Origin of the sequence: Frondihabitans sp. 4ASC-45 (assembly GCF_049472575.1) — a bacterium.
In the GTDB taxonomy this organism is placed as follows: Bacteria; Actinomycetota; Actinomycetes; order Actinomycetales; family Microbacteriaceae; genus Frondihabitans.
In genome coordinates this window covers 1-16,796 of sequence record NZ_JBCEBN010000012.1, presented here as the reverse complement: position 1 = coordinate 16,796, position 16,796 = coordinate 1, and the positions used below count along the sequence as shown (strand labels likewise).

At 69.4% G+C, this 16,796-nt stretch carries 19 protein-coding genes; 5 read left to right on the top strand and 14 right to left on the bottom strand.

The annotated features are described in order from the left end of the window. Positions 1-173: 173 nt before the first annotated feature. The 6 genes from VH571_RS15420 to VH571_RS15395 form a co-directional block, all read right to left on the bottom strand. The gene (locus tag VH571_RS15420) at positions 174-1,058 is read right to left on the bottom strand and encodes a hypothetical protein (RefSeq protein WP_423265296.1); all 885 of its coding nucleotides are present in this window, start codon (positions 1,056-1,058) and stop codon (positions 174-176) included. Between the two features lie 24 nt (positions 1,059-1,082). After that, positions 1,083-1,370: a hypothetical protein gene (locus tag VH571_RS15415; protein WP_157510218.1), complete on the bottom strand. Its 288-nt coding sequence runs from the start codon at positions 1,368-1,370 to the stop codon at positions 1,083-1,085. A gap of 203 nt (positions 1,371-1,573) precedes the next feature. Continuing rightward, a complete protein-coding gene (locus VH571_RS15410; protein ID WP_423265295.1) occupies positions 1,574-1,897 on the bottom strand; it encodes a hypothetical protein in 324 nt (107 codons plus the stop codon). Positions 1,898-2,033: 136 nt separating this feature from the next. Then, positions 2,034-3,188: a DUF2510 domain-containing protein gene (locus VH571_RS15405; protein ID WP_423265294.1), complete on the bottom strand. Its 1,155-nt coding sequence runs from the start codon at positions 3,186-3,188 to the stop codon at positions 2,034-2,036. 137 nt (positions 3,189-3,325) lie between these two features. Then, a complete protein-coding gene (locus VH571_RS15400) occupies positions 3,326-4,177 on the bottom strand; it encodes a helix-turn-helix transcriptional regulator (protein ID WP_423265341.1) in 852 nt (283 codons plus the stop codon). A gap of 187 nt (positions 4,178-4,364) precedes the next feature. Then, positions 4,365-5,204, bottom strand: a complete 840-nt coding sequence (locus tag VH571_RS15395; protein ID WP_423265293.1) for a glycosyltransferase family 2 protein — start codon at positions 5,202-5,204, stop codon at positions 4,365-4,367. 520 nt (positions 5,205-5,724) lie between these two features. Between VH571_RS15395 and VH571_RS15390 the strand changes: the two genes are divergently transcribed. Further along, positions 5,725-6,750 carry a glycosyl hydrolase family 18 protein gene (locus VH571_RS15390; protein WP_423265292.1) on the top strand — a complete coding sequence of 342 codons (1,026 nt, stop codon included), beginning with the start codon at positions 5,725-5,727 and terminating at the stop codon, positions 6,748-6,750. A gap of 112 nt (positions 6,751-6,862) precedes the next feature. Continuing rightward, positions 6,863-7,153, top strand: coding sequence for a hypothetical protein (locus VH571_RS15385; RefSeq protein ID WP_123939743.1), 291 nt, complete (start codon positions 6,863-6,865; stop codon positions 7,151-7,153). Between the two features lie 145 nt (positions 7,154-7,298). Here VH571_RS15385 and VH571_RS15380 read toward each other — a convergent pair whose 3' ends face one another. From VH571_RS15380 to VH571_RS15370, 3 genes are all read right to left on the bottom strand, one after another. After that, positions 7,299-7,580, bottom strand: a complete 282-nt coding sequence (locus VH571_RS15380) for a hypothetical protein (RefSeq protein WP_370544333.1) — start codon at positions 7,578-7,580, stop codon at positions 7,299-7,301. Between the two features lie 14 nt (positions 7,581-7,594). After that, positions 7,595-8,191: a GNAT family N-acetyltransferase gene (locus VH571_RS15375; protein ID WP_423265291.1), complete on the bottom strand. Its 597-nt coding sequence runs from the start codon at positions 8,189-8,191 to the stop codon at positions 7,595-7,597. A gap of 241 nt (positions 8,192-8,432) precedes the next feature. Then, on the bottom strand, positions 8,433-9,137 hold the full coding sequence (locus tag VH571_RS15370) for a ScbR family autoregulator-binding transcription factor (protein WP_423265290.1): 705 nt from the start codon (positions 9,135-9,137) through the stop codon (positions 8,433-8,435). Between the two features lie 185 nt (positions 9,138-9,322). Here VH571_RS15370 and VH571_RS15365 point away from each other — a divergent pair, with 185 nt between their 5' ends. Continuing rightward, the gene (locus VH571_RS15365) at positions 9,323-10,426 is read left to right on the top strand and encodes a glycerate kinase (protein ID WP_423265289.1); all 1,104 of its coding nucleotides are present in this window, start codon (positions 9,323-9,325) and stop codon (positions 10,424-10,426) included. Between the two features lie 92 nt (positions 10,427-10,518). Here the strand turns inward: VH571_RS15365 and VH571_RS15360 are convergent, their stop codons facing one another. Continuing rightward, entirely contained in the window at positions 10,519-11,604 is a 1,086-nt protein-coding gene (locus VH571_RS15360) for an alkene reductase (RefSeq protein ID WP_055964702.1), read from the bottom strand. A 30-nt stretch (positions 11,605-11,634) separates the two neighbouring features. Then, the gene (locus VH571_RS15355; RefSeq protein ID WP_423265288.1) at positions 11,635-12,624 is read right to left on the bottom strand and encodes an MBL fold metallo-hydrolase; all 990 of its coding nucleotides are present in this window, start codon (positions 12,622-12,624) and stop codon (positions 11,635-11,637) included. A 157-nt stretch (positions 12,625-12,781) separates the two neighbouring features. On the opposite strand from VH571_RS15355, the gene VH571_RS15350 reads away from it, so the two are divergent. Continuing rightward, complete coding sequence (locus VH571_RS15350; protein ID WP_423265287.1) at positions 12,782-13,675, top strand: SDR family oxidoreductase; 894 nt, start codon at positions 12,782-12,784, stop codon at positions 13,673-13,675. Positions 13,676-13,714: 39 nt separating this feature from the next. On the opposite strand, the gene VH571_RS15345 is transcribed toward VH571_RS15350, so the two are convergent. From VH571_RS15345 to VH571_RS15335, 3 genes are all read right to left on the bottom strand, one after another. Further along, the gene (locus VH571_RS15345) at positions 13,715-14,929 is read right to left on the bottom strand and encodes a hypothetical protein (RefSeq protein ID WP_423265286.1); all 1,215 of its coding nucleotides are present in this window, start codon (positions 14,927-14,929) and stop codon (positions 13,715-13,717) included. A 76-nt stretch (positions 14,930-15,005) separates the two neighbouring features. Further along, positions 15,006-15,920 carry a GH25 family lysozyme gene (locus VH571_RS15340; protein ID WP_423265285.1) on the bottom strand — a complete coding sequence of 305 codons (915 nt, stop codon included), beginning with the start codon at positions 15,918-15,920 and terminating at the stop codon, positions 15,006-15,008. 2 nt (positions 15,921-15,922) lie between these two features. Then, the gene (locus VH571_RS15335; RefSeq protein WP_055964692.1) at positions 15,923-16,108 is read right to left on the bottom strand and encodes a PspC domain-containing protein; all 186 of its coding nucleotides are present in this window, start codon (positions 16,106-16,108) and stop codon (positions 15,923-15,925) included. 80 nt (positions 16,109-16,188) lie between these two features. On the opposite strand from VH571_RS15335, the gene VH571_RS15330 reads away from it, so the two are divergent. Continuing rightward, positions 16,189-16,686 (top strand): SRPBCC family protein, encoded by a 498-nt coding sequence (locus VH571_RS15330; RefSeq protein WP_423265284.1) that lies wholly within the window; start codon positions 16,189-16,191, stop codon positions 16,684-16,686. Positions 16,687-16,796: the final 110 nt, after the last annotated feature.

The window sequence follows — 16,796 nt, the reverse complement described above, 5'->3', positions numbered from 1 at the left end:
GGTGTCAACAGATTAGGGGACGGTCCCCCTTTCGGAGGGCCCCCGTTTGGGGTGCAAAAAAGGATGGGGTATGCCCGGTTCCCGATTTTCCGGGCCACTCACCCGCTTCGATCACCCGTCTCAGGCGGTTTTACGCGCGAGGACGACACCATTCGGGGTACACGCGTCGAATCTCAGGAGACCTGCGTCAGCCACTCCGCCAGTAATTCCGCGCCGGCCTCATCGTGGATCGCCCCGGTCGCGCTGGTGCGGATCGGGTAGGCCTTCTCCGGCACGCCGTCGCCCGGCCGGACGTCGACGTGCTCGACCTCGTACCCACCGGCGTGCAGCCAGTCGGCCATGGCGTAGTCGCTGCGGGAGTCGCCGACCGTGCGCCACGCCAGTGGCAGCTCGCCGTCCAGGGCGAGGAGTTCGAGTGCTCGACGGGCACCGAGGTCTTTGCCGAGCAGCACCGATTCGATGTCGGTCGAGATGATTGTGGGGTCGATTCGCCATTGCACGTCGCCGTGAGCGTCGGGCCGCACGTCGTCGAGACGGCGCACGCCGAAGCCGCGCCGCGCGAGCGCCTCCCGGGCGACTTCGTCGAAGAGCGGCTGCATGGCGAGATAGGTGGAGTTCTCGATCGAGGTGAGCTGCTCGACCGACACCATCGCCCGCTTGGTGCGGTCGAAGAAGACCCGGTCGGCGAATCGCTCGGCGACCACGGTCTCCATCTCGGCTGCGAAGTCGGCGGGCATGGCGAGCGACTCGTCGATCTCGAGCTCACCCATACCCCCGTCGAACCGCGGCCCGATCGAGAACCACACGGCGCCCTTCTCGCAGACTCCGTGCACCCTGGCGTGATCGGGCAGGCCCGCAGCGATGAGCGGCCCGACGACCTCGTCGCGGATGAACGCGTCGGAGCGCCCGGTGTTGAAGACCAGGGGGATTCCCGCGTCGGCGAGCGCGACCAGATCGCGCCTGATGGCCGGGAGGTCGATGGTGCGGGTGATCGGGCTGGCGATGGGGCCGTCGACGTCGAGGAGCAGGCCGAGGGCGGGGGCAGAGGTCGAGGGCATGCCCTCGATCATTCCAGGTCTTTGCTACGCGTCGACGAGCTCGTCCACAGGCACGACCGACTGCGAGAAGAGGAGCTCCTGGTAGGCGAGCTCTTCGGCCTGCTTCTGCGCCTTGCGCAAGCGCAGGTCGCGGCGACGCGCCGGCTCGTTCACGGGGGCGTCACCCGCGAAGAGCGGTCGCAACTCGTCGACCCGACGGGCGATCCGATCGCCCAGCTCGCCGAAGAACTCATCACGGCCCGGCATGTCGAGGAAGCGACGCTCATCGGCCGCTCGCCAGAGATCGCTGGCGAGCTCGCCATACGCGTTCATCTGCCCCTGCTTCATAACCGAGCCCCCGCTCCGTCAGTCGTTCCGTGTGACTAGTCCACAGCACCCGCCGAGAAGGTGCATCAGCCTCAAGACTGATCCTTCGAACTATCGGTCGGCACGCAGGTACCACTGAACTTCGTGAGAGACCGAACACCAGGATCCCACCACCCGCCAGACGAGGCCGCCAGCGGTCGAGATCGACTCTAGGCCGAGCGCCCGTTTCCGTCGTGGGCATGCTCGAGCACGGCGCGCGCCGCGACCTGCAACACGTCGTGTGCATCGCAGCGGCGTTGCTCGGCGACCGCGCCGCTCAGGCCGGTCGTCATCGCGGCACTCGCCCCTGCCAGGGCGCTCACGACCTCGGCTTGACGTGCCGAGAGCGGCTCGTCGCTCAGAGTGTTGACGAGCTCGATCAGGCCGCGTTCGCTGGACTGCTGAGCATCGTCGCCACCGTCGAGGGAGGCCGTGGCCACCGCGACGAGCGCCAGCGCCAGCGCGGCTGCCTCGCGTTCGGTCAAGTGGTCCATGCCGTGCACGGTACCCCGCCCGGCCGTGCGGGGCCGGAGGCGTCTCCCAGGTCGAGGGCCCTGACACCGCAAATCGGGCCGAACTCCATCCTTCGACGGTGTCCGACCCGATTTGTGGTGTCACGCTCGAGAGGCGCTAGAGCGACGATCCGATCGCCGAGAAGACGCCGACGATCAGGGCCGTGAAGGCGATGATGTTGATGACGACGATCGCGATGCTGATCCACAGCGGCAGCAGGCCACGGCCCGAGCGACGGTGCACGACGACCGAACGGCCGATGATGTACACCAGCGGCGTGAAGAGCGCGAAGAACGACCAGGCCCAGTGGAACGGCCTGACGACACCCTGGCGCTGCAGGGCCTTCCAGTCGAAGTAGGCGAGCACGACCGTCGCGGCGGCGATGAGGAGCCCGAGGATCGAGGTGAGCCCGGAGCTGGCAGTCGTCGTTCCGAAGCCCTGCGCCGAGTTCGGGTTCGCCTCGATCTGGCGGATGGCGTCTTCAAGGACCGGCTGCAGGCTCGCGAACGACAGGAGGCTGATGATGAGCGAGATGATCGGCAGGCCGACGATGACCCAGATGAAGATGTTGGTGACCTTGGCGTCTTTCGGCGCCTTCGGGATCTCCTGGCCGTAGCCATACTGCTGCTGGCCGTACTGGTTCTGGCCGTACGGATTCTGCTGCCCGTAGGGCTGCTGGCCGTTCTGCTGCTGACCGTACTGGTTCGGTGCGTACTGGTTCTGGCCGTACTGGCTCTGCTGGCCGTAGGACTGCTGTCCGTACTGTGCGGGCGCCTGGCCCTGCTGCGGCTGCTGACTCTGCTGTCCATACGGCTGCTGCTGGCCGTACTGGCCGTACTGGCCGTACTGGCCCTGCTGTCCGTACTGACCCGGCTGCCCCTGGCCCTGCTGACCGTTCGGCTGCTGCTGACCGTACTGCCCCTGCGAACCGGCCGAGCCCTGCGCGCTCTGCTCGGGCGCCGACCCCGGCGTCTGGTACCCGGGGATCCGCTCGCCGTAGGCGGGCCGATCGCGGTCGTCTCGAGCGGCGGGTGCCTGAGGTTCGGGCTCGACGGCCGAGCTGGGTGCGGCTACCGAAGCGGCCTCCGCCTGCGGTTCGGGCCGAGCGGCCTGCTGCGGCGGCGCGTCGTGCTGGTGCAGCGGCGCCTGAGGTTCGGGGCCGCGGACGTGCTCCGTCCAGGCGCGGCCGTCCCACCAGCGGTAGCCGGGATCACCGGACGGGTTCGGATACCAGCCGGGCTGCGGCAGTGCATTTCCGGTCGAGTCGGTCACGAGGGTTCCTTTGCAGTAGTGACGCAGCTGCAGTAGTGACGCAGCGTGGCGTCGTCGTCAGGTCGACAACGGGGTCGTTCGTCGCCCAGCCTAGGTCGAGGATCCTTGCAGCGACCAGAGAATGAACCCTCAGACAGCTAAGCGGCCCCGCCGGCGAACGACTGCCGTCCGACGACGGCGAGCAGATCGAGCTTCTCGGCCGACTCGCTCCCCGGCACGGCGGTGAAGACGAGCAGTCGTTGCGAGTCGTCGTTCGGCGTCAGGATCTGGCAGTCGACCGCGATCACCCCGAGCTCCGGGTGGACGATGCGCTTCTCTTCGCCGCGCCGCTCGGCCACGTCGTGCTTCTGCCACAGGAGCCGGAACTCGGGGCTCCGCTCGAGGAGGCTGTCGACGATCGCGTGGGCGCGCGGATCCTTGGCTCCCCGTCGTGTCACCGAGACACGCAAATCGGCCACCTGCACCCGACTCTGGTGATCGTGGTCTTCGGCCGGGTAGACGTCGCGGCCCTCGGGGTGCGTGAACCAGCGGTGCACCTGGCTGCGGTCGAGCCCCTCGTAGCGGAAGTCGTTGCCGAGGAGCGCCTGCGCGGCGGGATTCTGGGCGAGGGTCGTGCCGAGGTCGTCGATCACCTGGGCGGGGGTGTCGTGAAGACGGTCGAGGATCCGAAGGAGCGTCGGGTGCACATGCTCGCTCAGCGCCTGCCGCTGCGGCGGGTTGTGGCCGGCGAGGCGATGCAGGTGGTCCCGCTCGTCCACCGTCAGCCGGAGCGCCCGAGTGATCGCCCCGAGGATCTGCTCGGACGGCTGGGTGGCGCGCTGCTGCTCGAGGCGACTGACGTAATCGACGCTCATACCGGCGAGCATCGCGACCTCTTCGCGGCGGAGGCCCGGCGTTCGGCGGCGGGCTCCGGCGCCGAGCCCGACATCGGCCGGGCTGAGCGCCTCGCGGCGGCGGCGCAGGAAGTCGGCGAGCTGGGCGCGGTCCATGTCCATGCGTCGATTCTCCGCCCGTGCGGGGTGCCGAGCCAGGGATCGCCGCTCCCCCGCCCTGCTCGAGCCCCCTTCGCTAATTTGCGAGCGATCGGAAGACAGGGCCCGAAGTCACGCGTGACGGGAGTGACTCGGCTTCGGTTTCGCTCGCAAAATTGCGGGACCGACGGTCGGGGCAGGCGGGTCAGCGCCGGGCGAATCGCTGTTCGACCTCGACGCGGAAGGGGGCGACGATCGGGGCGGCCACGACGATTGGCTCGCGACGGGTGTGAGCGAGAGCGGCGTTCTCGCGGCGCCTCTCGTCGAAGATCGTCTTCAGCACGCGGATGCCGTCGCCGATGGCGTCGAGATTCGACTCGCTGTGGACGCGGTGCTTCTCGAACGACGGCACCTCGACGACGCGCAGCTTCGCGGCCGCGAAACGGCAGGTGAGGATCGTGTCGATCTCGAAGCCGTCGCCCCAGAGCATCGCGCCGTCGGAGGGAGCCTCGACCGCCGAGTCGACCAGCTCGAGGGCGGGGAGCACGTCGCGCCAGAACGCGTTGTAGCCGTAGCAGAGGTCGGAGTAGCGGGTGCCGAGCAGCACGTTGCAGATCAGGTTCAGGCCGAGATCCCGACCGGAGCGGAAGAGGTTCAGGTCGGCGGAGCCGCCGCCCCTGCGGAACCGCGAGCCCTTCGCGACGTCGGCGCCCTTGACGAGAGTGTCGACCAGGGCGGGGATGTCTGCGGGGTCGGCTGTCCCGTCGGCGTCAAACTGGACGATGATGTCGCCGGTCGCGGCCTCGAAGCCGCAGGCGAGAGCATTGCCCTTGCCCGTGCGGGTCTGGTGGACGATTTTGATCCCGGGGAGGACGCGGAGGGCGGTCTCGACGGTGCCGTCCACCGAGTCGCCGTCGACCAGGATGACCTCGTACGCGTCGGGGAGCTGAGGCAGGATCACCTCGAGGTTCGCGGCCTCGTTGCGAGCGGGAACGATGATCGAGATCGTCGGGTTCGATGGGCGCGGGGCAGTGCGGAACGTCATGTCGGGGAGCCCATTCGGGTAGGCGGTGCGTTCGGGAGTGGTGCAGACGCTCCTCGGCCTGGGTAAGACCTCGGTGCGCCGTCGGGTACGGCACAAGCTAGCTTCGAACGCTGGCCTGCGCGAACCCCCCGCTTGGGGGGTCCGCACGCGAACGGGCCCCCTGCGAGACCCCGTTCGGGCGTCTTTTTGTCACCCGATGGAGGGGGTGATGCCGAACCGGAGTCCTCGACGAGGAGGACACGCCTGTACCCCGAGCCGCGCCACGTCTGCATCGGGAGTCCTCCATTGTGCGGACGCGCGCGAACCCTGTACCCCTCGACCCTCGAGACGACCGCACCGAGGATCCGCCGCCCACGCCTCTCGAACCTGCCTTTCTGACCCCTTTTCAGCCGCGCCCCACCCCTCCCCCGGCCTCTCGTTCGAAGTGGCTCTGTCACCCGAACTGGGGGCACGTTTTCGTCTCGTGCAGCAGCGGCCGATTACGCAGGTCGACCACTGGGCATCCCACTACCCTCGACCCATGACCACACGATCGCCGCTCCGACTCTTGATCGCCTCGGCGGGAGTGGCGGCGCTCCTCGCCCTCGCCGGCTGCTCGAGCGCGGGCGGCCCGGCGAACACGGCGGAGATCCCGACCGGGGTGGCGTTCGAGGGCTACGCCGTCGCCGGCGATTCCGCCCTGAAAGCTCTCACGAGCGACTCCGGCGCCCTCGACACGGTCGCCATCTCGGGCGTGAGCCTCACATCGGAGGGCGGCGGAGTGGCGGCGTCGTCGAGTGACGCGCTCGCCCTGCTCGCAAAGGCGCACTCCGCGAAGAAGAAGGCAGAGCTCGTCGTCGACAACATCGACGCGAGCAAGGGCGTCTACAGCCAGGCGATCGCGACCAAGATGCTCTCGAGCGAGTCGAACCGGCAGTTCGTCATCGCCGGCCTCGCCGGAGAAGTGGAGCACGGCGGCTACGACGGCGTGCAGCTCGACTTCGAGAGCCTGTCGGCGTCAAACTCGGACGACCTCGTCTCGTTCGCGAGCGAACTCCGCGAGACGCTTCCGGCGAAGGCCACGATCTCGATGGCGCTGACCGCGCAGACGTCGGCGAGCGGCTACCTCGCCGCCGGCTACGACCTGGCGAAGCTCACGGCGTCGATCGACCGCTTCGTGCTGCTCGCCTACGGCGAGCACGGCAGCTCGTTCAGCGAAGCCGGCCCGGTCGGCGGGCTTCCCTGGGCACAGCAGGCGCTGGCGGCGCTCCTCACTCTCGTTCCGGCGAAGTCGGTCGATCTCGCGGTGGCGGGTTACGGCTCGACCTGGCCGACCACTGGCAAGGGTGGCGTGATCTCGCCCGCCGAGGCCCGCGAGCAGGCCGGAAGCCGCGCCAACTGGGTCTCCGCCCAGGGGGAATGGACGGCCAAACTCGCCGACGGCACCGTGCTCTGGTGGTCTGACGCGAGGTCGCTCACGGTGCGCGCGAATGCCGCGAAATCGGCCGGCCTTCACGGCGTCGCGCTGTGGCAGATCGCGACGGCCGACCCCGTGGCGAATGCGTAGCGACGGGCTGGCGGATCCTGGTCCTCGAAATCCGATTGGCGAGTCGTCGCTCGACGACGTAGAGTCCCGGTAATCGAACGTACGTTCGAATGAGAGGGGCGAGGTGGACGTCATGACCCGGGTCGACGAGGAGGTGTCTGTGTGGGTGTCCGAAGAGGGCATCCCGCAGCGGATCGTGTGGAAGGCCGAGCGATTTCGGGTGAGTGACACCCCGACACGGCTGAATCCCACGTATCCCGGCTGGCAGACCGAGGCGGCATTCGACCCCGCCTTCACGCACCCGCCCGAGCCGCGCGAATCGTGGCGGTTCCAGGCCACCGCCGAGAGCGGGCAGACCATGGTCTTCGACGTGAGCCGCGAGCCGTACAACTCGCGCTGGCGGCTGCTGCGCACCTACGACTGAGCGGGTCGGGCCCGCTTGCCGCCTGCCGCCTGCCGCCTGCACCGAATTTGAAGGAAAAACCGTGGCCGGGGGCCCGCCGATCCGCTTGTCCTCGTCGGGCGGCGGCGGTTTCTCCTTCGAATTTGCAAGAGCTGCGAGCTGCGAGCTACGCGTACGGCAGCCGCGTCCAGGTGCCGCCGTCGCGCCGTGTCAGCGCCACCCGCTGCACCTCGGCGAGCGCCGTCGTCGCCATCGCGACGAGGTCGGCCACGCGAGCGGCTTGGCGGTCGGCATCCGCCGTGAAGCGGACCACCAGTCGGGCCTCGCCCCGCACGACCGCGACATCGCGCGCCTCGACGGTGACCTCGGCCGCCGCCGCCTCGGCTGCGCGGGGCAGAACGGCGTCGGGAGCGACCCCGGGTGCCAGCCGCCCAACGGTGAGGGTCACTCGATACGAGGCCATCAGGCGTGCCCGGCGAGACGCTGAGTCAGCGATTGCCGCACGGTCGGCCATTCGCCGTCGATGATCGAGAAGACGACGGTGTCGCGGATCGTCCCGTCCGGCCACACCCGGTGATTGCGCAGCACTCCGTCTTGCTTGGCGCCGAGGCGTGCCACCGCGGCCCGCGACTGCTGGTTGTGCCAGTGCACCCGGAATTCCACGGCGATGCAGCCGAGGCTCTCGAACGCGTGCCCGAGCAGCAGCAGTTTCGCCTCGGTGTTGATGCCGGTGCGCTGCGCCTCACGGCCGAGCCAGGTAGAGCCGATTTCGAGCCGGCGGTGTTCCGGCTCCAGGTTGAGCAGCGTGGTGATGCCGACGGCGCGACCGCTGCGGGTGTCGATCACCGCCCACGGCACCTGCGTTCCGGCCCGATGCAGTGCGAGCCGCGCTCGGATGTCGTCCGCCATGTCGTCGGGCGCCGCGATGTGTGTGGCGTACCAGGTGCGCCAGAGGTCTCCGACGGCGACGGCCTCGGCGAGATCGGCGGCGTGGGTCTCGGCCAGCGGCTCAAGCCGGACCCGCTCGCCGACGAGGGTGGGAAGCGCGGTGAACTCCATGCGTCGACCCTATTGGCGCCGCCGCGTCACTGCGGTGCGGCGGCATTGCGGTGTGGCGTCGCTGCGGTGTGGCGGCCGCCGAATTCGAAGGAGAAACCGCAGGCCGGGGCCCGCCGTTCCGCATAACTTCGTCGAGCAGCTCGTGTTTCTCCTTCAAATTCGAAGGGACCGCCAAATTCGAAGGGACCGCAGGATCCGGCACGCCGCCCTCACCTCAGACCCGCTGCGCCACACGACCCCGCTACGGCCGGATCAGCGCCGGCAGCAGCTGCGACGCCTCCACATACTCCGGCGCCGCGATCCCCGAGATCAGGATCTCCCACATCTCGCGGACCCTCATGAACAGATCGGGCCCGTGCCCAAGTGAATTCGAGACGAGATTGACCCCGACAAAGGCTCCGACGACGAATCGCGAGAGCTTCTCCGGATCGAGGCCGGCCCGGAGTTCGCCGTTCTCGACGCCGCGCCGGAGGAGGTCGACGGTCAGGTCGGTCCACAGGTCGTAGGGCGCGCTGATGTCGAGCTGGGCGACGAGCTCCTCCGTCGTCAACTTGACGCCGGCCGCGACGACGGCGTCATCCACGATCTGCGCAGCGAGGTTGCGGTGGAGCCGGATCATCGTCTCGATCACGGAGTAACCCGCATCGAGGGTTTCTTGCGCCCGCAGCGCGGTCAGCCGCGTCTCTTCGGCGATCACGGCATTCGCAAGCTCGCGCTTCGACGAGAAGTGGAAGTAGAGAGCGCCCTTGGTCACCCCCGCCTCGACGGCCACCACGTCAAGGGTCGTCCGGGCGTACCCACGCTCGGCGAAGACGGTCGCCGCCGCCTGGATGATGGCGCTCTGAGTCGCCTGCGCACGCTCTTGGCGCGGCTTGGGAAGAGCCGGGGGCGTTGGTCGGTCGCCGTGCCCCTGCCCGTTGTTCGTGACGCCATCGTCATCACTCACGATGTCACCGCCGTCTTTTCTCATTGGCAGTCTTCACACGGCCTGACCCGTGCGTGCTCATGCTAGACCGCGACCGAGCGGTCTACGGCGCTGGGCTCGAGATGGCGTTTTCGGGATAGACGTGGGGCGACGGCTGTGGGGAGGTGGGACGGCGGGGCTGGGGCAGGGGACCGTAGGGTCAACCCATGAGGATCGTCATCGCCTGCGACTCGTTCAAGGGCTCGGCCACCGCCGCCGAGGTGTGCGCCGCCCTCGGTCGCGGCTGGCGGCGGGTGCGACCGGCCGACGACATCATCGTGCGCCCCATGGCCGACGGGGGCGAAGGCACGCTCGACGCCTTCGAGGCCGGCGTTCCCGGTGCGGTCCGGCATCCGATCCGGGTGGCTGGGCCTCTCGGCGAGGCCCACGAGGCGTCGTTCCTCACACTGCCCGACGGCACCGCGGTCGTCGAGCTTGCCTCGACCAGCGGCATCACACTGGTGCCGGAGGGTGGGCTCCGGCCGCTCGACGCGACCACGACGGGATTTGGGCAGGCGGTCGCGAGCGCCCTCGGGGCGGGGGCCGTCCGTGTGCTGCTCGCCGTCGGATCCTCGTGTTCGACCGACGGCGGCGCCGGCGCCCTGACCGCCCTGGGCGCGCGGTTCTCGAGAGCCGACGGCACACCGATCGCCAGTGGGGCCCGAGGCCTCGCCGACCTCGCCTCGGTCGATCTCGACGGGCTCCCGGCACTGCCCGCGGGAGGAGCGGTCGTGCTGTCGGACGTGACGAACCCGCTGACCGGGCCGACCGGGGCCGCCGCGGTCTTTGGTCCGCAGAAGGGCGCGACCGCCGACGACGTCGCGCTCCTCGACCGCTGGCTCACCCACTATGCCGAGCTCATGCCGGGCGACCCGGGGTCAGCGACCGCGCCGGGTGCCGGTGCGGCTGGCGGCACCGGGTTCGGGCTCCTCGCCTGGGGAGCCACGATCCGAAGCGGCGCCGGCTTCATCGCCGACCTGCTCGACCTGCCCGGAGCGATCGGGGAGGCCGACGTCGTCATCACGGGCGAGGGCCGTTTCGACGACCAGTCGGCCGCGGGCAAGGCTCCGTCGGTCGTGCTCGACCTCGCAGAACGGGCCTACGTGCCCGCGCTGCTCGTCGCAGGGTCGATCACCGCCGATACGACGCGATTCGCCGCAACCGTGTCGCTCAGCGAACTGGCGGGCGAGACGGCGAGTGCGCTTCAGGATCCGACGCGCTGGCTCGAGCGGGCGGGCGAGACTCTCGCTATGGCTCAACCGGCGACCTGACGCGAATCGGCCGACATCACAGCGCCGCGGCGTGCGATGTCGGCCGATTCGAGCGAGGTCAAGCCCGAGCACCTCGTGACGCGGGCGACGCTCTACGCGTCGGCTCGCACCTGCAGGCTCGGGTAGTCGGTGTAGCCCTCGGCGCCCGGGCCGTAGAACGTGCCGGGGTTCGGCTCGTTCTCGTCGGCCTCAGCCTGCCAGCGCTCGACCAGGTCGGGGTTCGCGATCGCGAGGCGGCCGATGGCGATGGCGTCGGCGTGGGCCGACTCGATGAGCTCGGTGGCCTCGGCGCGGGTGGTGACCTGCCCGAAGCCGGAGTTGACGACGAACGCGCCGCCGAACCGCTCGTGCAGGTCGGTGACGAGTGCCCCCTCGAGGTCGGCCTGCAGAATGCTCACGTAGGCGAGGTCGAGCGGTGCGAGGGCGTCGATCAGGATGCCGTAGGTCTCGTGCACATCGGCGGGATCGGTCTCGGCGATGCCCTGGATGTTGTGCGCCGGCGAGATGCGGATGCCGGTGCGGCCAGCACCGATCGCCTCGCGGACGGCCTTGACGACCTCGATGACGAAGCGGGCGCGGTTCTCCGGGCTGCCGCCGTACTGGTCGTCGCGCTCGTTTCCGCCGGGTGCCAGGAACTCGTGCAGCAGGTAGCCGTTGGCCGAGTGGATCTCGACGCCGTCGAAGCCGGCGCGGATCGCGTTGCGGGCTCCGACCACCAGCTGCTCCTTGACGTCGGCGAGCTCGTCGATCGTCAGGGCGTGCGGCACGGGGAAAGCGACCTTGCCCTCGGCGGTGTGGGTCTCGCCCTCGATCGCGATCGCCGACGGGGCGACGATGCGGTCGGTGCCGGTGATGTCGGTGTGCGAGACGCGGCCGCCGTGCATCAGCTGAAGCACGATGGTGCCGCCGCGGGCGTGGACGGCGCTGGTGACGACCTGCCAGGCCTCGACCTGCTCGTCGGTCTCGATGCCGGGCTGGCCCGGGTAGGCCTTGCCCTCTTGCACGGGCCAGACGCCCTCGCTGACGATCATGCCGAACGAGGCGCGCTGCGCGTAGTACTCGACGACGAGGTCGCCGGGAACGCCGCTCTCACTGGAGCGGAGGCGCGTAAGAGGCGCCATAGTGACTCGGTTGTCGAGTCGGAGGTCGCCGAAGACGGCGGGTGTAAAGAGGTCCATTCCGCCGAGTTTAGGCCCGACGACAGGCAACTACCGTCGCCCGCCGACGTATTCACGGTGCAGTGCGGTCTGCGACAGCGCCGACCACAACTGAAACCCGCTGAGATTGTCGAAACCCGCAGTCCAGGTGAGCTTCGAGGCGATTTCCCAGATCGAAAGCGAAGGATCCGCGGCCACCGTAGCCCGCACCTCCGCCGTCCGCCGGAGGTGATGCTCTGCCGTCTCCGCCGCCCGCTCGGCCACCCCTGTAAACCGGAAGCCGTGCCCCGGCAGCACCTCGACATCACCCGGTCGCGAGATGCGCTCCAGCCCCTGCAGATAGTCGGCGAGCGGGTTCGTCGTCGACGCTCCGCCGAGGCCGAGGCCGCTGAACACGGTCGGCAGCAGGTGATCGCCGCTGAACAGCAGGCCGCGGCCGGTGTCGCGCAGACACAGGTGACCGGGCGTGTGACCGGGTGTGTGCACGACGTCGAGCGCGAAGCCGGGCACATCGAGGCGGTCGCCGTCGGAGAGCAGCAGGTCGATCGCGGGGACGATCACGGGCGGCATGGCGTCGGCGACGGCGACGAGCTCGGCCGAGCGTTCGACGGGGACTCCCCACTCGCGCGCCTGCTGAGCGGTGCCCTCGCGGGTCGGCGGGTGCTCGGCCAGGGTCTGCAGGGCCGCCGCTTCGGCATGGTGCAGGGCAAGCGTGGCGCCGGAGGCGTGCTGGATCCTCGTCGCCATTCCGAGGTGATCGGCGTGCAGGTGCGTGACCGTCACGGAGCGGATCGCGTCGGGTCGGGCGTCGAGCGAGGCCAACGCGTCGACGAGGCGGCCCCAGTTGTCGTCGCCGTCGGTGCCGGGGTCGATCACGTGGAATCCGCCCGACGAGTCGCGGAGGAGATAGAGGAGCGACGCCGGCAGATGCTCGCCCGGCATCGGCTGGCCGAGAGCCCAGACGTCGTCGCGCACCTGTTCGAGGCCCGGCACACCGAACGCCGCGCTCGCGTCGAACTGGGCTGCGCTGGTCGACTCCATGCCGTCAGCCTACGAGCGTCGCGCCATGCGGAGCGTGACCGCGAGGGAGCGCGCGACCAGCACGGCCGAACCCCCTGTACCCCGCTTCGCTCACCGGACTACCGTCGGGCCCGGATACCCGTGCTCCGGTATCTCCCGCGACAGCGAAAGGCACTCCATGGCTCCCGATCAGTACGCATTCGAAGACCCCAGCAAGAAGTACGAGATGACCCCGCCCGAGCAGTATCTCGAGGGCGCCGGCAAAGACGAGGATCTCGCGATCCCCGCCGACCACGGCGAAGAGATCTACCGCGGCAGCGGCCGGCTCGAGGGGCGCAAGGCGCTCATCACCGGCGGCGACTCCGGCATCGGCGCGGCCGTCGCCATCGCGTACGCCCGCGAGGGCGCGGACGTCGCGATCAGCTACCTCCCCGAAGAGCAGGAGGACGCCGACAACATCGTCGCCCTCATCGAGAAGGCCGGGCGTAAGGCCGTCGCCATCCCCGGTGACATCAAAGACGAAGCCTTCTGCGAGCAGCTCGTGAAGACGGCGGTCGACGGTCTCGGCGGCCTGGACATTCTCGTGAACAACGCGGGCAAGCAGCAGCACGTCGAAGACCTCCTCGAGCTCACGACCAAGAACTTCGACGACACGTTCAAGACGAACGTCTACGCCATGTTCTGGATCACGAAGGCGGCGCTCCCCCACCTCACGCCCGGTTCGAGCATCATCAACACGACCTCGATCCAGGCGTACAGCCCGGCCGAGTTCCTGGTCGACTACGCGTCGACGAAGGCCGCGATCAACACCTTCTCGAAGGCGCTCTCGCAGCAGCTCGCCCCCAAGGGCATCCGGGTCAACGCGGTCGCTCCCGGCCCGATCTGGACCCCGTTGCAGCCCGCCGGCGGCCAGCCCGCCGATGCCCTGCCCGAGGTGGGCGACGAGACGCCGCTCGGTCGCTGGGGTCAGCCGGCCGAGCTCGCTCCCGCCTACGTCTTCTTGGCGTCGGGCGAGTCGAGCTACGTGATCGGCGAGACGCTGCACGTCAACGGCGGTATGCCCACGCCGTAATCCGGCGCTGCCCTTGGCGCCTTGCGCCCGTCGTCCCGCTCAGGCGGTGACGGCGGGCACAGTGCCGAGGGCGACTTCGCGCTGCACCGCGAGAGCGAGTTCGCGAAGCAGCACGAGGTCGACACTGTCGGCCGGACGCGGCCGCGAGTCGATCACGCAGAGCGCACCGATCCGGATTCCGCCGGGCCCCTCGATCGGATAGCCGGCGTAGAAGCGTGCCGCGGGGTGTGTGACGAACCGATCGTCAGCCCAGAGGTCGGGCACGATGAACGGCCCTGACCCCTTGATGGTCTCGGCGCACATCGCTCCGCGCAGCGGAATCTCGCTGGCGTAGGCACCGGCGATCGCCTTATTCCACACGCGATCGGACCCCACGATCGAAAAGGCCGCACCGGTCGCAGCGAGAAGGATCCGCGCCCGCTCGACGATGTCGTCGAACCGTCGCTCGCGCTGCGAGTCGAGGATCCCGAGGTCGTAGATGACGCCGAGCCGTTCGGACTCCGTCTGGGGCGAGTCACGGAGCGGACAAATCTCTCGCCCCGCCGCGAACTGCTCGTCAAGGGGCGCCCGGAGGCGTGCCGCGAGCATGTCGGCCACGGCCCGATAGACGTCCGACGACTTCGTGGGTGCGGCATGTGCGTCCGACGCCTGCCCGTGGGGAAGGGCGACGAAACGCACTCCCGGCAACTCGTCGCAGAGGTCGGCGGCCTCCGCGTTGAGTCGATCGGCGTGCTCGTCGAGGATGCTGCCCGGTGTGATGTCGAAGAGGCTCAGCGTCGAGGGTCGATCGATCTCGAGCACGACGATCTCGGCACCGTCATGGCGGTGCGCAATCGCCCGGGCGAGCACGGCCGCCAGCGACTCGCGGTAGCGCGCGACCGACGTCATGCGCAGGGCATCGCTCAGCCCGAGCACCACGACAATCGCGTCGTACGCGCCGAGACGGCCCAGAGGCAGCGCGGCCGCCGCGGAGGCGATGGTCATCGTCGGGTCGGCCAGAACGTCGACGTCGGTGCCACGCCCGGTTCGCAGGCTGACGCTCCGGGCGAGATGGCCGGGCAGCGCCAGGTCGTGACTCCGTACGCCCCAGCCCACGGCCTCGCCGTTGCCGAAGATCAGAATGCGGTCGGGATCGATTCCCGGAGCGTGGGCCCAGGGGGCGTCGTCCGGGCGAGGGAGCGTCAGCCGAGCGCCAAGGCCGGCGAAGCGCCCGCGGAAGAACGGGAGGGCAAGCGAATGCGGCAGAGAGGGCACGGTGGTTCCGATCGGCTTGCGGGTGAGGCGCTGACACAGGTGACTGTTGACTATCACCCGTGCGTCACCCCTGAGGCTAGTCCCCAGATGCGGGGGTGATCCGATCGGTCTGTGGTTCGGGGAGCGCTTCGAACCGCGATTCGGCGAGCGCCACGAGGTCGTCGAACGACCCGGCGAAGAGGTTCTCGTCGGACGCCGCGACATCGCCCTTGGTGCGGTTCGTGATGCCCTTGTAGCGCGACCCCGTGCTCGTGTACTGCCAGATGGTCCAGCCCGGCCAGCCGTTCGGGAGGTCGATCGACCCGCCGCTGACGTCGTCGACGTACCGGGCCAGGAACAGCGGGTACGACGTGAAGTCGGTCGACCCTCCGGTGCAGGTCTTCCACCAGTTCGCATTCGTGTAGATGGCCGGCACGCGCCCGGTGAGCCCGGTCACGGTGTCGAGATAGGCCGACACCCACCGCTGCATCTGCTTCGGCGTGAGGCCCCAGCAGGAGTTCGTGCCGTCCGACGCGGCGTAGGGGTTGAACTCGAGGTCGAGAAGCGGCGGCAGCGTCCAGCCGCCGTCGACGCGGCCTCTGCCTAGCTCGCCGAGCGACGCCACGAAGTACTCGGCCTGCTTCACCGCGGTCGAGGTATTCGGTTTCGCGAAGTGATAGGCCCCCCGGATGAGACCCGCTGCCTTCGCGGTCGTGTATTGGTTGGCGAGACGCGCACTCGTGTAGGTGTCGCCCTCGGTCGCCTTGATATAGACGAACCGTGCGCCCCGGGCATAAGCCTTTCTGAAGCTGACGCCGTGCTGGTAGGCGCTGACGTCGAGGCCCGGGACGGTCTGGTCGGGCAACGCCGAGCCCGCCGAGGTGAAGGGCGCGGCGGCGGCCACGGGCGGTGACCCCGCTCGCGACGGGCCTGGATCCTGAAGCACCGTCGAACCGGCCACGCCGAGCACGATCAGACCCGCGATCAGCGCCGCCGCTCGGCCGTGGGGCACGCCTACTTCTGCTTGGGGATCAGGATCCAGAGCGCCAGGTAGAGCAGGAACTGCGGCCCGGGCAGGATGATCGACACGACGAACAACAGCCGCACGACGAAGCGGCTCCAGTGGAAGCGGTCGGCGATGGCCGCGCAGACACCCGCGATGACGGTGCCGCGCTTGGGTCGGACGAGGTGATGAGCCATGCCACGAGTGTGCCCGACCTGCCTGATCCCACCATGAGTGCGGGCCAACCCGGGTCGGGTGTCGGCTCCGAACCCCTGTCATGAGCACAACGTCGTCGTCGACCGCCTCCGCCCACGGTGTGGCCCGCTCGGGTCTCGAGGCCACGTGGGACGTCAGCACGCCCCTCACCCCCGTCGGCTTCTACCCCCGCTCCGGCCTGCTGCCCGCCGTCGTCGAAGTGCGCGACCAGACCGGCGGGTGGGATGCTCCGGGCCAGACCCGTCAGCTGATGCTGTCCGACGGCGGAAGCGTGGTCGAGCACACCGTTCTCGTCGATCGGCCCGGCCGGTTCGTGTACGAGCTCAGCGACTTCCAGAAGCTCTTCGGAGTGCTCGTGTCGGGCGCCCGCGCCGAGTGGGAGTACAGCGAGGTGCCCGGCGGCACGCGAATCGACTGGACCTACACCTTCTTCGCAAGGCCGCGCGCCGGGCTCGTGCTCCGCGGCATCGTGTCGCTGCTCTGGGGCCCCTACATGCGCCGGGTGCTGCCCGGGATCATCGCCGAGGTCGAACGGCAGGATCCGGCCCACAGCCGCTGAGGTCGGCGTCGCTCGCGCTCTGCGGTGCCCGCTCCGCTCGGCCCCGCGCGGCTCCGCTCGGCTCCGCTCGGAGTCGGCGGGTGTAGTTAGGTGTCGGCGGGTGCTGGAGC

What these genes read in the sequence shown, in the direction of transcription:
- VH571_RS15390 (WP_423265292.1), top strand. Translation starts at nt 5,725, where the DNA reads ATGACCACACGATCGCCGCTCCGACTCTTGATCGCCTCGGCGGGAGTG.
- VH571_RS15410 (WP_423265295.1), bottom strand. Translation starts at nt 1,897, where the DNA reads ATGGACCACTTGACCGAACGCGAGGCAGCCGCGCTGGCGCTGGCGCTC.
- VH571_RS15355 (WP_423265288.1), bottom strand. Translation starts at nt 12,624, where the DNA reads ATGGAGTCGACCAGCGCAGCCCAGTTCGACGCGAGCGCGGCGTTCGGT.
- VH571_RS15420 (WP_423265296.1), bottom strand. Translation starts at nt 1,058, where the DNA reads ATGCCCTCGACCTCTGCCCCCGCCCTCGGCCTGCTCCTCGACGTCGAC.
- VH571_RS15365 (WP_423265289.1), top strand. Translation starts at nt 9,323, where the DNA reads ATGAGGATCGTCATCGCCTGCGACTCGTTCAAGGGCTCGGCCACCGCC.
- VH571_RS15385 (WP_123939743.1), top strand. Translation starts at nt 6,863, where the DNA reads ATGACCCGGGTCGACGAGGAGGTGTCTGTGTGGGTGTCCGAAGAGGGC.
- VH571_RS15375 (WP_423265291.1), bottom strand. Translation starts at nt 8,191, where the DNA reads ATGGAGTTCACCGCGCTTCCCACCCTCGTCGGCGAGCGGGTCCGGCTT.
- VH571_RS15400 (WP_423265341.1), bottom strand. Translation starts at nt 4,177, where the DNA reads ATGGACCGCGCCCAGCTCGCCGACTTCCTGCGCCGCCGCCGCGAGGCG.
- VH571_RS15335 (WP_055964692.1), bottom strand. Translation starts at nt 16,108, where the DNA reads ATGGCTCATCACCTCGTCCGACCCAAGCGCGGCACCGTCATCGCGGGT.
- VH571_RS15395 (WP_423265293.1), bottom strand. Translation starts at nt 5,204, where the DNA reads ATGACGTTCCGCACTGCCCCGCGCCCATCGAACCCGACGATCTCGATC.
- VH571_RS15330 (WP_423265284.1), top strand. Translation starts at nt 16,189, where the DNA reads ATGAGCACAACGTCGTCGTCGACCGCCTCCGCCCACGGTGTGGCCCGC.
- VH571_RS15350 (WP_423265287.1), top strand. Translation starts at nt 12,782, where the DNA reads ATGGCTCCCGATCAGTACGCATTCGAAGACCCCAGCAAGAAGTACGAG.
- VH571_RS15415 (WP_157510218.1), bottom strand. Translation starts at nt 1,370, where the DNA reads ATGAACGCGTATGGCGAGCTCGCCAGCGATCTCTGGCGAGCGGCCGAT.
- VH571_RS15360 (WP_055964702.1), bottom strand. Translation starts at nt 11,604, where the DNA reads ATGGACCTCTTTACACCCGCCGTCTTCGGCGACCTCCGACTCGACAAC.